Consider the following 12,450-nt stretch of genomic DNA (forward strand, 5'->3'; position numbering starts at 1 on the left):
TGCAGGAAAATGGGCATTGGGCCTTGAATAGCGACGTCACGTTGGATTTCAACCTAGGTGACGACACATGTTAGAGTAACGGATGTCCGAAACTCCTCGTTCTCAAATCTGGTCGGGGGTTCCGATGGCGTTGGCATCCGCTGTGTTGTTCGGTGCCTCGGCGCCTCTGGCTAAGGTTCTCCTGGGTTCGATTGCGCCGCAGATGCTGGCAGGTCTCCTGTATCTAGGCGCGGGAACGGGATTGACGATCGTCTATCTTGGGCGGGCCGCTTTTGGCGTTCCTGTCGCTGAAGCAAGTCTGCGACGCGTTGATCTGCCCTGGCTGGCCGCTGTTGTGATTTTAGGGGGATGTCTCGCCCCGTTGCTGCTCATGATGGGTCTGCAGCGCACCTCCGCTTCGTCGGGCTCCCTGCTCCTCAATCTCGAAGGCCTTGCCACAATGGCCATCGCGTGGGTGATCTTCAAAGAGAATGTCGACAGTAAAGTCTTGCTGGGAGCGCTTGCGATCTTGACCGGCGCGGTGATCCTGGCATGGGATGGACAAAGCATCACGATCGATGCCGGCGGAGCACTGATTGCCGGGGCCTGTTTGGCATGGGGCCTCGACAACAATTTTACGCGCAAGCTTTCTGCTGCTGATCCAGTCGTCACGACCATCATTAAGGGACTAGTGGCCGGAACCGTGAATATGGGGCTGGCGCTTGCAATTGGCTCAGCGCTTCCGCCTCTTTCCGTGATCGGTGCTGCGGCCTTGGTAGGCTTTTTCGGCGTCGGGGTGAGTCTGATTTTATTTGTGCTGGCGCTGCGGCATCTGGGGACCGCCCGGACCGGCGCTTATTTTTCGTTGGCGCCCTTCATCGGAGCGGTTGTGGCGATCCTGCTTCTGCGCGAGCCGCTCACCCCTCAGTTGGCACTGGCAGGGTTGCTAATGGGCGGCGGTATTTGGCTGCATCTCGCCGAGCGGCATGAGCACGACCACGAGCATGAGTTTCTAGAGCATGACCACAGCCACGTCCACGACGAGCATCACCGACATCATGCCGAAGAGATGTTGGAGCGTCATTCACATTGGCATCGCCACGAACCTATTCGACATAAGCATCCACACTATCCCGATTTGCATCATCGACACCGGCACAATTAGATCTGCGCACGCAGGAACAAGCGGAATTGGCAACGCAACTGCGGCGGCGGTGGCGACCAATGGCCATCGTACCAGCAGCGGGGCGGCGTATCGTGTGCAAGTTCAAGACGTCCCGGCCAATCAAAGCCGCCGTCCCCTGCCGCAGTGAGCCACTCGTTCGCAGCGTCTGGCTCGAGGCCGGCCAGGTCTCAGGGACATTCAAAGCTACGTTCGAGGCGAAGTTTGCGGAGTTGGTAGATTATGCAAGGAAGCAGCCGGGACCAGCCTAGGCTACGGATCTTGTTATCTAAGCTGGGAGGACTCCCCTGGCCGCGAAGCACGCTGCTGCAGCGCAGCCATCGTGGCCGTGCAGCCCGAGGATCCGAGACGCTTTCCGCAGAGAAGCCTGCGCACCCCCCGGGGCCTCCCGTTTGGCAAAACGGCCGTGCAGGGCCCCTACACTCGCCTGCCCTGCGAAGGTGTTTGGTCCCGGAAGATTAGCTAGAGCTTCGCACGGCGCGAGATAGTCGAGGCATTTGAGGCGGGTACGGTTGTAGTCCATGACGAAGCGATGAAGAAATTGATCGCGGTCGAGGTGAGAATGGAATAGCCGGCGGGCGATGCCACGTTTGGGTTCGCGGCCGATCGCTTCGACGATCCGTCGATTGAAACGCTCGACCAGGCCATTGGTCTGCGGACGGTAGGGTCTAATCAGGCGGTGTTGAATGCCCCGCTTTGCACAAACTTGATCGAACGGATGCTGGCCAGATGGCTTGTCGATCGGCTTGTTCTTCTTGTCGACGGCGAAGCGGTCCGTGAACTCGGCGCCATTGTCGGTAAGAATGGTGTGCACCGGATGCGGGAAGTGGGCGAGGAAACGTTTAAGGAATTCTTCCGAAGTCCTGGCATCCCGGTTTTGATGGATCTCCATGTAGACGTAGCGAGTGGCCCGATCGATCGCGACGAAGGCGTAGCTTTTACGTCGCTCGAGGGCCGGCAAATGTGGATGAAGCCGACAGTGGCCTGCTCAAAGATGCCAACAGCAGGCTTGTCGGGCTTCGGCCTTTGGTTCAGACCGTGCCGCTTCAGGCAGCGATGGATCGCGCTACGTGACAGCTTACAGTTGACGCAGCGCCGCATCACCTCGACGATATCATCAAGTGGCAACTGCAGCCGCGTCCGCAGCTCGCAGACGAGCGCCTCCTCCATCAGCGAGAGGCTGGTCGTCAGCTTTTTTGGCGTATGCGAACGATCGCTGACCGTAGTACGGGTGCGCCACCGCCGGATTGTGGTCTGGCTTACGCCGAGTTCGCTCGCCAGTTCCGCGATCTTCTTTTTGCTGCGCTGAATGTAAGCCCGGACCTTAGGCGTGGTCGTAGCGTTGGCGTGCAGGTTCAGTTCCATGACGCAAGGCGCTCCCTGACGTAACAGACGCCTCTTTCTACACCGATTCCATTCAACCAATCTTCCGGGACCAAACACGAAGGAAGGGTCTCACGGGGGTCGCCGCGGGCTCACAGGCCTAAATGCTCAATTTCCCATGCCCCTTGGCCGCGGACAACGTCCAGCGGCATGCGACCGGGGTCATATCTGCTCACCTCCGGCACATTGAACCGACGGACCCAGTCCCCGAAATCTTCATTCCGGCCGAGCCTGGTTTTCGGAACGAAGATATTTCACAAGCGCTACTGCCGCCAATATTAAAACGACGATGACCAGCACGCAGACCAGACCCATGCCCCAAGACATTGCGGGCGAAATACCGTTCATCATGGATCACCTCGTTTTGTTGAAGGCGCGAGAGGTCGCAAAATCTTGGACGGTTCGTCGAGGTCGGTCTGGGCGACCGGCGCATCAGTTTCTGCCGCACCCATCATCTGGACTTGGGACCGCCTTGGTAACGCCAGGCTGATCCGCCGTCGTTCACGTTTGGCGCGGAATGCAGGCGTGACGGTATCCGGTCGTAAGCGAACGCGGAATTCGGATCGCCTTGTGAGCTACCGGTCCTGGCTTGTGCGCTCTGCCTGGCCTCATTCGGCCAATAGCTTTTGTCGGTGATCGTTGATCCGGCAAATGCAGACGCCGACGCCGCCATTAGCGGCAACAAGAGTGAAATCGTGAGAAGTTTTTTCGTCATGATCCGGCTCCATCAGTTCTTCGAAGCGCGTCTTGTGCGCTTCTACTTATGAGTTCGGACCGTTTCGTTCGCCGGTTACAAGCTCACGCTGACGTGACCGGCAAACGCTCACCAACGCAATAGTCGTGGCCCCATTGCTGCGCCCGCTAAGGTGCAAAGCACAATCGTGCCGCCGTACCAAACCGCTACAAAAGGCAGGGAATCGTCCGCGCAATGCAGCGCATACGCCATCGCGCTAACGCCGCCCGCAACAAGTCCCGCGAAAGCACCCGTGCGAGCAAGGTTCGTAGGCGCCGCCTGTCGAACGGCCCAGATAGCGACGGCGAAAGGAACGATCGCGATGACCGGAATGGAAACAAGGCATTCCAGCCATTCGTCTCCGATGATCATCTTGGTCCAGTGCGAGCTTGGCGCCAGCCCGAGGCTGATTGCTGCAAGCGCCACGATGACAAGAAACGGCACCGCAACGAGATACGATCGAGGTTTTCGCTCCCCGCCAGGGCGCGCCAGCTTTGCGAGATAGACAAGCGCGAGGCTGAAAATCCCGACCGCGAATGAGACCTTTGTGGCGACGAAACCCAAGGCGCCGGACGTCACCATGTCCGGACGGACGCCCAGCCCGAAGATCGTGATTCCCAAGGCCAGAATTGAACCTGCCCCAAGCGCGACCAGAAGCGTGCGAACGACCAAACCGCGGTCGACCGGCTCGGGATTGGTACTCAGGAGGGCCACAAGCTCGTCAGTCTTCATGTCCGCTTTTCCCGGCCGATCAGGGTAGCCAGTGCTTTGAGTCCCCGGTGGATGTTCACTTTGACCCCCGGCTCGGAGATGCCGCATCGTACTGCCGCCTGCGCGATGCTCAACCCGTCCAGCTTCACGGCCTCGATGGAACACCGCATGTTTTTCGGTAGTCGCTCCATGAGCCTCCTAACATCGTAGCTACTCTCCGCGCCGACATTGTCGTCGTGCGCCATGATTGCATCGGCCTCCTCGATAGGCACGTCGGCCCGCGACGTGCGGGTACGCCGCAGGAAATCGATCAACTTGTAGCGCGCGATCGCATGGACCCAAGGCGTCAGAGGCTCGGCAGGATCATAGGTGTGCCGCTTGAAGTGAACCGCCAATACCGCCTCCTGAACGAGATCCTCCGCTTCTGCCGCACCCCTTCCCATCCTGGCGAGCTTGCCCTTGTAGTAGGCCCGCAAACGGCTGCTCAATCGCTCGAGCAGCGCGCGGTGCGAGGCCGCGTCGCCGTCCAGGCTGGCAAGCATTAGCGCCTTGAGTTCGATTTCGTGGGTCGTCATGCTTGCGTATCTCTGTTAGTTCGCCGGTCCGGCGGATTTGGTTACAGCCGAAGATGACCGGCCTCAAAAATAGTCGGAAAGGTCTGCTGCGCTTCGGCTAGGCCTCAATGCGCTTTGCTTGCCGATCGCGTCTTTTCCGCTCCTCGCATTCGTGCAGCAATTCGGGGCCGGCCCAGACCGCGGTTCCATCGTCATCCACGATGAGCGGCATGAAAAGGTTCAGGGTTTCGCTCAGCCGAACGACGCGGCCCAAGGCGCTCTCGTTGTTCGGATGCGGCTCGCATCGCAGGACCAGATCGCCGGATGGGCGGGAATCGACCTCAGGCCGCTGCTTCCAGCGCCGCAACAATTCCTGGCAGGCAAGCTCGACGGCGCGTGGCACCGGCCTGAGGTCACTTTCCCAGTATTGAACTGCGCCGCGACTCATGCCGAGCAGTTCTCCCGCCACGATCTGGTTGATGCCCAACTTCTTCCGCCACTTTTTGAAGTCCCACTGGTCCCTCACATCATCCTGGCGCCGAGGAGGGACGGCGCTTCGTCACTCTGCTGCTTGCGAGCGGTCGAAATCACTTGCCGTCTTCCGTTCTTGGCTATTCCGGTCCACGGGGACGGCTGAGCCCGGTTCGCGCGGCAACCCAAACCCCTTGATCAGCGCGTAGACCGCGGGGATCACGATGAGCGTCAGAATGGTGGACGAGATCATGCCGCCGATCATCGGCACGGCGATGCGTTGCATGACCTCCGAGCCGGTACCGGTGCTCCACAAAATCGGTATAAGGCCTGCCATGATGGCGACAACGGTCATCATCTTGGGCCGCACGCGCTCGACCGCACCCAGCATGATGGCCTCGTTCAGATCCCGCCGCGTGAACGGCTTGCCTTCCGCCAACCGTTCGGCGTGAATCTCCTTCATCGCATGATCGAGATAGATCAGCATGATGACGCCGGTCTCGGCAGCGACACCGGCCAGCGCGATGAAGCCTACGGCCACCGCGACGGACATGTTGAAACCAAGCCACCACATCAACCACAATCCGCCGACGAGGGCGAACGGCAGCGACAGCATTACGATTAGCGTCTCGGTCAGCCGGCGGAAGTTCAAGTAGAGCAGCAGGAAGATGATCAGCAGCGTGACAGGCACCACGATCTTCAGCCGCGCGGTGGCGCGCTCAAGGTATTCGAACTGTCCGCTCCAGACGACATAGTTTCCCGGCGGAAATTGTACGCTGGCGGCCACGGCGGCCTTGGCATCGGCAACGTAGCCGCCGAGATCGCGGTCGCGGATGTCGACGAAGATGTAGACCGCGAGTTGGCCGTTTTCGGTCCGGATGGACGTAGGCCCGCGCGTGAGCTTGATCGCTGCAACCTCGCCCAGCGGGACAGTCCCCCCATTCGGCATCGCGACGAGAACATCCCGGGCGATGGATTGCGGGTCGCTACGCAGGTCGCGTGGGTATCGCAGGTTGACGCCGTAACGCTCGCGGCCTTCCACGGTGGTGGTGATCGTCTCTCCGCCGAGTGCCGAAGAGACCGTGTCCTGCACATCGCTGATCATGAGACCGTAGCGCGCAAGCGCCTCCCGGTCAGGGACGACATCGAGGTAATAGCCGCCGATGACCCGTTCGGCGTAAGCGCTCGACGTGCCGGGAACTGCTTTCACGACGGTTTCGATCTGGCGGGCGAGCTTTTCCATTTCCGTCAGGTCTTTTCCCAACACCTTTATGCCGACCGGTGTCCGGATCCCGGTCGCGAGCATGTCGGTACGGGCCTTGATCGGCATGGTCCAGGCGTTGGAGACACCGGGAAACTGCAAAGCCTTGTCCAGTTCGGCGATGAGGCCGTCGACGGTCAGGCCCGCACGCCATTGCGCCTTGGGTTTGAGATTGACGATCGTCTCGAACATTTCGGTCGGCGCGGGGTCGGTCGCCGTTTCGGCGCGTCCCGCCTTCCCGTAGACCGACTCGACTTCCGGAAAGGTCTTGATGACCTTGTTCTGCGTCTGCAGGATTTCCGCCGCCTTGGTCACCGACAGGCCCGGCAACGTCGTCGGCATGTACATCAGCGTGCCCTCGTTGAGGCTCGGCATAAACTCCGTTCCGAGTTGCCGGGCCGGCCAGAGGCTGATCGCCAAGGCGACAAGCGCCAGAAAGATGGTCAGCGTCTTGGCCCTTAGTACGCCGCGGATCATCGGGCGATAGATCCAGATCAGGAACCGGTTGATGGGATTCTTGTGCTCCGGAATGATCTTGCCGCGAATGAACAGAACCATGAGCGCCGGCACCAGCGTGATCGACAGGATCGCCGCCGCCGCCATCGAGAAGGTCTTGGTGAACGCCAGCGGGCTGAACAGCCGGCCCTCCTGCGATTCCATGGTGAAGATCGGCAGAAAGGATACCGTGATGATCAGCAGGCTGAAGAACAGCGCCGGGCCGACCTCGCTTGCAGCCTCGATGAGGACCTCTAGGCGCGGCTTGTCCGGTGGCGCCCGTTCGAGATGCTTGTGGGCATTCTCGATCATCACGATGGCGCCGTCGATCATGGCACCGATGGCGATGGCGATGCCGCCGAGGCTCATGATGTTCGATCCGATGCCGAGCACCTTCATCGCGGCGAAAGCCATCAGGATGCCGATCGGGAGCATCACGATGGCGACGAGCGCGCTGCGCACGTGCAGCAGGAAGACGATGCAGACGAGCGCGACGACGATGCTTTCCTCGGTAAGCGTCCGCTTCAGCGTTTCGATCGCGTCGTGGATCAGGTTCGAACGGTCGTAGACCGGTATGATCTCGACACCCTTCGGAAGCGCCGAAGCCATCTCCCCCAGGCGCGCCTTCACATTGTCGATGACGTCGAGCGCATTCTGTCCGAAGCGTTGCAGTGCGATTCCGCTGGCGACCTCGCCCTCCCCGTTGAGCTCGGTTATGCCGCGGCGTTCGTCCGGGCCGAGTTCGACCCGTGCGACGTCCTTCAGCAGGACCGGCGTGCCCTTGTCGAGCTTCAGCACGATGTTCGATAGGTCGGAGAGGCTCTTGACATACCCCCTGCCCCGCACGACGAATTCGAACTCGGAAAGCTCGACGGTGCGCCCGCCCACGTCCATGTTGCTGCCGCGGACCGCATCGCGCACCTTCGCAAGCGGTATGTCGAGCGATCTCAACCGGTTCGGATCGACGATGATGTTGTATTGCCTGACGAAGCCGCCGACGCTTGCGACCTCGGCCACGCCTTCCGCTTTGGAAATTCCGTATCGGATGGTCCAGTCCTGGATCGACCGCAGATCGGCCAGCGATTTGTCCTTGGACTGCAGCGCGTACTGATAGACCCAGCCGACGCCCGTCGCATCGGGCCCCAACGTCGGCGTCACGCCGGCGGGCAATTTGCGCGCCGCGGCGTTGAGGTATTCCAGCACACGCGAACGCGCCCAGTAGATGTCAGTGCCGTCTTCGAAAATGATGTAGACGAACGAGACGCCGAAGAATGAAAACCCCCGCACCACTTTCGATTTCGGTACGGTGAGCATGGCCGTCGTCAAGGGATAGGTGACCTGGTCTTCGATGACCTGTGGTGCCTGACCTTTGTATTCGGTGTAAACGATGACCTGGGTGTCGGAGAGATCTGGAATCGCGTCGAGCGCCGAGTGCTGCAGGGCATAGACCCCGGCCGCAATAGCGAAGATAGCGCCGATGAAAACGAGCATCAGGTTCCGGGCCGACCAATCGATGAGCCGCGCGATCATTGTGGTTTCTCTCCGGTGTCGAGGCCCTTGAGCGCCGCCTTGAGATTGCTTTCGGCATCGATCAGGAAGTTCGCGGAAGAGACGACCTTGTCGTTTTCGGCGAGCCCTTCCTTGACCTCGACGAGGCCGCCGCCGCGGCGCCCGATCTTCACCGCCCGCGGTTCGAAACGGCCCTCGCCCTTGTCGAGCAGCACAAGCTGCCGCTCGCCGCTGTCGATCACCGCGCTGCTGGATACGGTTACGACTGGAGTTTCCGTCCCCGTGGCAATTTCGACGTCGGCATACATGTCCGGCCGCAGCACGTCGTCCGGGTTGGGTAATTCGATCCTGATCCGCGCGGTCCGCGTTTCCGGTTTCAGGTGCGGATAGATCACAGTGACTTTTCCCGTGAACGGTCGGTTCGGATAGGCGCGCAAACGCACGGTGGCGGTTTGTCCGAGTTCGATGAGCGCAAGATCGCGTTCGGCGACGTCGACCATCACCCAGACGACATCATGGTCGACGATCCTGAAAAGCACGTCTCCGGGCGCTGCACGCATCCCGTTAACGGCCGTCCGCTCCACGACCTCACCGTCCTGCGGCGCAGGCCAGTTCAGGTAGACCGGGACCTCGCGCGTCCGCTCGATGTCGGCAATAAACCCATCGGGCGCACCGAGGTTTTCGAGGCGGCGGCGCGCCCCTTTCAGGGCCTGCCCGCTGATGCCGGCTTCCGGACGGGCGTTAAGGGCCGAGAGATATTCGGCGGCGGCGCTCGACAGGTTCGGGCCGTAGATGCGCATCAACGGCTGGCCCTTGCGGACGTGCGTGCCGGTCGTGACGTTGTCGACGGTGTCGATGAAGCCCTCGAACCGGAGCGAGACGACGGACACGCGCCGCTCGTCCTGCTGTACCGTAGCCGGTGCGCGGACCATCGTATTCAAGGAGCGGCGCTCCGCGACCTCGGTCTGGACACCTGCCTTCTGCAGCTTGCCCGCGCTCACTTTGACCGATGAGTCGTCGTCTTGTTCGCCCTCATATACGGGGAGATAATCCATCCCCATCGAATCCTTTTTCGGCGTCGGCGACGTGTCCGGAAGGCCCATAGGGTTACGATAGAATTTGATCCGCCCGCGTTCGCCGCCCTTCGCAGTCATGGCTTCCGGAGCGTGCTCCTCGAAGCTCACATCTTCGCTGGCGCGGACCGCCGAATATTCCTTGCCCGACGGCGTCTTCTTCGGCGTCATGGAATAATCGGGCGCGCCGTCCGGATCACGGTAGTAGACGATCGGTCCTGTCGCAGCCGGTTGAGCGGAACTTGGCTTTGCCGCTGCGGGAAGTACGGCGGACAGCCATCCTGGAAGCGGAGCGCTCGAACGTCCGACGGCCAATCCGACCACTCCGGCGGCCAGGATCGCCGTAAAGGCTAACAAAGCACCTACTGGCCGTCTCATAGCGAACCTCCGGCCAGACGTTCCATTTCGGCGTATTTCGTTTGAAGTTCTACCTTGAGCTTCAGCAGGTCGAGCTGGACAGCGCGAAGCCTGCGCTCCGCCTCGAAGACCGAGGAAAGATCGGACGTGCCGGCCTGGAAACCGTTCCGCGCATTGTCGAGGGATGATCGTGCAGGCGGCAATTGGCGCGACGCGTAGATCTGCACGACCTTCCGTAGCGCATCGACGCTGAACCATGCGTCGGCGATCTGTCCGTCGACCCGCAGCCGCAGCGCCTCGCTGCGGGCTTGCGCGGCGCCGAGACGCGCGCCCGCCGCCCGCTGTTCGGCGTCCTTGACTTCATAGTGCAGCGGCAGCTTGACGCCGAGCATGAACTCGCCGGTATCCTCGGTCCCGGGCCGCTGCACGTATTTCGCGCCGAGCGTGACGTCGGGATAGTAGTTGAGGTCGGTAAGGGATTTGGTCTGGGCCGCGGAATTGCTCTGGGCTCCGGCCAGCGCCAGCATCGGGTTAGCAGAGCGCGCGAGTGCCTGAACCTGCGCGAGGCTGATTGCCTTGATTGCTCGAAAGCCGGTCGGCGGAGCCAAGGGCGCCAGGGACGGACGGCCGATCAGGGCATTCAGCCTGGCCGCCGCTGCCTTCTGTTCGCCTTGTCGGCGGACGACGTCGCCGTCGGCGGTAGCCGCTTCGATCTCGGCCTTGATGACGTCCTGCCGGTCGACCGATGTCGTGCCGTATCGCGAACGCAACAATCCGAGCGTCTCGTCGTACCGCCGCTTGATTTCGGTGGCGACCCCAACGGCTTCATACGCCGCATTGTATTCGCCATGTGCTGTAATGACCTGCGCGATGAGTTCGGTCACGGTGGCACGGCCTTGGAATTTTGCGGCATCGGCGTCGGCCGTGGCGACGTTGCGCTCGAGGCCGTATTTGCCCCAAAGCTTGAGCTCCTGGTCGATGCCTATGCGGCGCTGTCCCACGCCCTGCCGGTTGACGTCCCAAGCCTCGAGAATGAGGGTCGGGTCAGCCAATACGCCCGCCGTCCCGATCTTGTGAACCGCTGCATCGAACTCGAGCGCGGCCGCCGCCACCGTCGGGTTGAGGCGTTTGGCAACCGCCACGACGCTTTCCGCGGTAGCTCCGGGCAAAGTCTGCTCGGCTGCCAAGGCCGGGGACAACCACAGCAATGCTGCGGTTGCTCGGATTGCGGCGAAGCCAGTGATTCCGGCTGAGCGGATCACGGCGTGGCCTTGATGACGAGCTTGCTTTCAACCGTCCCGGTTTCGCCTTGAACCTTGGCGCCGAGGGACAATTGCCAGCCACCTTCCATAGTTATGGCGGCCTTGAACTTATAGACGCCCGGCTCCGTGCTCGGCATCGCCTCGATCGACGTTTTCATCGTGTCCATGCCGTCCGGAGCCATGTCCAATCTCTTTGCGAAGATCACCGCATCGGGAACCGGCTTGCCGTCGGGCTTGTGGATCAGGCGGACCGAGATGGTTGCGTCCCCCTTCTTGACTGTCTTGTCGACCAGTTGGAATTCGTAGTCCTTGATGTCGGCGCGCGCGAGCGTGGCCGAACCTGCCAAGGAAGCGGCGATCAACGCCGCCCGGAGGGCGGGCGCGAAGGCATACTTCTTCATTTTACAAATCCTCGATGACCCGATGCGCCGCGAACGGCGGCGTGCGTTAACTGCGCGGCCCTGAGACCGCGCAGCAGCAGACGGCGTGGAGACGCCGATCAGATCGAGATTCGAGGGGGATGATCCGGAGGGGAACCGATGAGGCCGTCCGCAATCAAGTCGTCGAGAGGGAAAAGCAGTCGGCTGGTTTGAAAGGAAACTTGGACACCGTCCGTTGGGGATGGTTCGGCCTGCGCGATGGTCAGCATGCACATCGCGACAAGCGGACAATCCCGGCAGTTATTGCTTTTTTGGCCGTCCGGACAGCAAGGCATAGCGTCCGACATCGCGGCCATATCGGTCATCTCAGCGGCAGCCAGACGCTTTGCCGCCGCCGGCGTGACCAGCGGCGCAAAGACGAGCCCTACGATCACGAAGATCGCAAGCATACGACCGATGAGTCGGCGAAGATTCATTGCCTACCATCCCACGGGATAGGGAACTTGGGAAGGACTATCCCTTCACATCTTCGCCAGAGGCGTTTCCAGGCCAAATGAGAGTTATCGGTTAACCAAGAAGCGCTTCAACTCGCGATTTCGGAGCCGATAAACTGCATGAATGACCGCCGGCCGGTGGCCCCGAAAAGGACCACGTCGTACTTCCGGGGGGGGGGCCGCCCTCCATTCCCGGCGATCCCGCCGGCATGCCTGGAACCGCAAGTCCGATGGCGGTTGGCCGTTTCTCCAACAATTGTCGCAAGGCGAAAGCGGGTACATGGCCTTCGATGACGTACCCCCCGATTTCCGCAGTGTGGCACGCTGCAAGGTCGCCCGGCACGCCGAGGCGCTTCCGGACTGCCGGAAGCTGCGCCGTCTCCTGGACAGTGACGGTGAATCCAGCGTCCTTGAGGTGTTGCACCCAACCCGTGCAGCATCCGCAATTCGGATCCTTGTGAACGAGGATGGCTGGCGTCTGCGCCGAGGCGGGATACCCCCGCGCAACCAATCCCGCTGCGAAGATCGCGAGCGCACTTCGCCGAGTCACTGTGCTTAATTTGTACATCTTCTGGACATCCCCTGACGTTCAGCAAGGATCATAT

Annotated in this window: 13 protein-coding genes and 1 pseudogene; 2 read left to right on the plus strand and 12 right to left on the minus strand. The window is 61.3% G+C overall.

The window, feature by feature from the left end; translation table 11 throughout:
• The first annotated feature begins 82 nt into the window (after positions 1 to 82).
• Complete coding sequence (locus M2427_RS30485) at positions 83 to 1,144, plus strand: DMT family transporter (RefSeq protein ID WP_035651180.1); 1,062 nt, start codon at positions 83 to 85, stop codon at positions 1,142 to 1,144.
• Between the two features lie 286 nt (positions 1,145 to 1,430).
• On the opposite strand, the gene M2427_RS30490 is transcribed toward M2427_RS30485, so the two are convergent.
• On the minus strand, positions 1,431 to 2,123 hold the full coding sequence (locus M2427_RS30490) for a DDE-type integrase/transposase/recombinase (RefSeq protein ID WP_106940467.1): 693 nt from the start codon (positions 2,121 to 2,123) through the stop codon (positions 1,431 to 1,433).
• Between the two features lie 6 nt (positions 2,124 to 2,129).
• On the opposite strand from M2427_RS30490, the gene M2427_RS30495 reads away from it, so the two are divergent.
• On the plus strand, positions 2,130 to 2,471 hold the full coding sequence (locus M2427_RS30495) for a hypothetical protein (protein ID WP_146160395.1): 342 nt from the start codon (positions 2,130 to 2,132) through the stop codon (positions 2,469 to 2,471).
• Between the two features lie 290 nt (positions 2,472 to 2,761).
• On the opposite strand, the gene M2427_RS30500 is transcribed toward M2427_RS30495, so the two are convergent.
• The 11 genes and pseudogenes from M2427_RS30500 to M2427_RS30550 form a co-directional block, all read right to left on the minus strand.
• Positions 2,762 to 2,896 (minus strand): hypothetical protein, encoded by a 135-nt coding sequence (locus tag M2427_RS30500; protein WP_021078713.1) that lies wholly within the window; start codon positions 2,894 to 2,896, stop codon positions 2,762 to 2,764.
• 100 nt (positions 2,897 to 2,996) lie between these two features.
• Entirely contained in the window at positions 2,997 to 3,260 is a 264-nt protein-coding gene (locus M2427_RS30505) for a hypothetical protein (RefSeq protein ID WP_021078712.1), read from the minus strand.
• A 108-nt stretch (positions 3,261 to 3,368) separates the two neighbouring features.
• Positions 3,369 to 4,010, minus strand: coding sequence for a DUF1109 domain-containing protein (locus tag M2427_RS30510; protein WP_021078711.1), 642 nt, complete (start codon positions 4,008 to 4,010; stop codon positions 3,369 to 3,371).
• Positions 4,007 to 4,564 (minus strand): sigma-70 family RNA polymerase sigma factor, encoded by a 558-nt coding sequence (locus tag M2427_RS30515; RefSeq protein ID WP_021078710.1) that lies wholly within the window; start codon positions 4,562 to 4,564, stop codon positions 4,007 to 4,009. Before M2427_RS30515 ends, M2427_RS30510 begins: the two co-directional genes overlap by 4 nt.
• 97 nt (positions 4,565 to 4,661) lie before the next feature.
• Positions 4,662 to 5,030 (minus strand): hypothetical protein, encoded by a 369-nt coding sequence (locus M2427_RS30520; RefSeq protein ID WP_035651174.1) that lies wholly within the window; start codon positions 5,028 to 5,030, stop codon positions 4,662 to 4,664.
• A gap of 72 nt (positions 5,031 to 5,102) precedes the next feature.
• Complete coding sequence (locus M2427_RS30525; RefSeq protein ID WP_021078708.1) at positions 5,103 to 8,300, minus strand: CusA/CzcA family heavy metal efflux RND transporter; 3,198 nt, start codon at positions 8,298 to 8,300, stop codon at positions 5,103 to 5,105.
• Entirely contained in the window at positions 8,297 to 9,523 is a 1,227-nt protein-coding gene (locus tag M2427_RS30530) for an efflux RND transporter periplasmic adaptor subunit (RefSeq protein ID WP_307756221.1), read from the minus strand. Before M2427_RS30530 ends, M2427_RS30525 begins: the two co-directional genes overlap by 4 nt.
• Positions 9,524 to 9,726: 203 nt before the next feature.
• Positions 9,727 to 10,851, minus strand: a complete 1,125-nt coding sequence (locus M2427_RS30535) for a TolC family protein (RefSeq protein WP_280710568.1) — start codon at positions 10,849 to 10,851, stop codon at positions 9,727 to 9,729.
• A gap of 116 nt (positions 10,852 to 10,967) precedes the next feature.
• Complete coding sequence (locus M2427_RS30540) at positions 10,968 to 11,372, minus strand: FixH family protein (protein ID WP_021078705.1); 405 nt, start codon at positions 11,370 to 11,372, stop codon at positions 10,968 to 10,970.
• 98 nt (positions 11,373 to 11,470) lie between these two features.
• Entirely contained in the window at positions 11,471 to 11,827 is a 357-nt protein-coding gene (locus tag M2427_RS30545; protein WP_280710569.1) for a hypothetical protein, read from the minus strand.
• Positions 11,828 to 11,934: 107 nt separating this feature from the next.
• Positions 11,935 to 12,413: pseudogene (locus M2427_RS30550) on the minus strand (DUF411 domain-containing protein).
• Between the last annotated feature and the right edge of the window lie 37 nt (positions 12,414 to 12,450).

It is taken from the genome of Bradyrhizobium sp. BR13661, assembly GCF_029892425.1.
In the GTDB taxonomy this organism is placed as follows: domain Bacteria; phylum Pseudomonadota; class Alphaproteobacteria; order Rhizobiales; family Xanthobacteraceae; genus Bradyrhizobium.

Bases quoted from the DNA above. Each gene is read 5' to 3' on its own strand.
- M2427_RS30485 (WP_035651180.1), top strand. From the start codon at position 83: ATGTCCGAAACTCCTCGTTCTCAAATCTGGTCGGGGGTTCCGATGGCG.
- M2427_RS30495 (WP_146160395.1), top strand. From the start codon at position 2,130: ATGAAGCCGACAGTGGCCTGCTCAAAGATGCCAACAGCAGGCTTGTCG.
- M2427_RS30500 (WP_021078713.1), bottom strand. From the start codon at position 2,896: ATGATGAACGGTATTTCGCCCGCAATGTCTTGGGGCATGGGTCTGGTC.
- M2427_RS30505 (WP_021078712.1), bottom strand. From the start codon at position 3,260: ATGACGAAAAAACTTCTCACGATTTCACTCTTGTTGCCGCTAATGGCG.
- M2427_RS30510 (WP_021078711.1), bottom strand. From the start codon at position 4,010: ATGAAGACTGACGAGCTTGTGGCCCTCCTGAGTACCAATCCCGAGCCG.
- M2427_RS30515 (WP_021078710.1), bottom strand. From the start codon at position 4,564: ATGACGACCCACGAAATCGAACTCAAGGCGCTAATGCTTGCCAGCCTG.
- M2427_RS30525 (WP_021078708.1), bottom strand. From the start codon at position 8,300: ATGATCGCGCGGCTCATCGATTGGTCGGCCCGGAACCTGATGCTCGTT.
- M2427_RS30530 (WP_307756221.1), bottom strand. From the start codon at position 9,523: ATGACGCCGAAGAAGACGCCGTCGGGCAAGGAATATTCGGCGGTCCGC.
- M2427_RS30540 (WP_021078705.1), bottom strand. From the start codon at position 11,372: ATGAAGAAGTATGCCTTCGCGCCCGCCCTCCGGGCGGCGTTGATCGCC.
- M2427_RS30545 (WP_280710569.1), bottom strand. From the start codon at position 11,827: ATGAATCTTCGCCGACTCATCGGTCGTATGCTTGCGATCTTCGTGATC.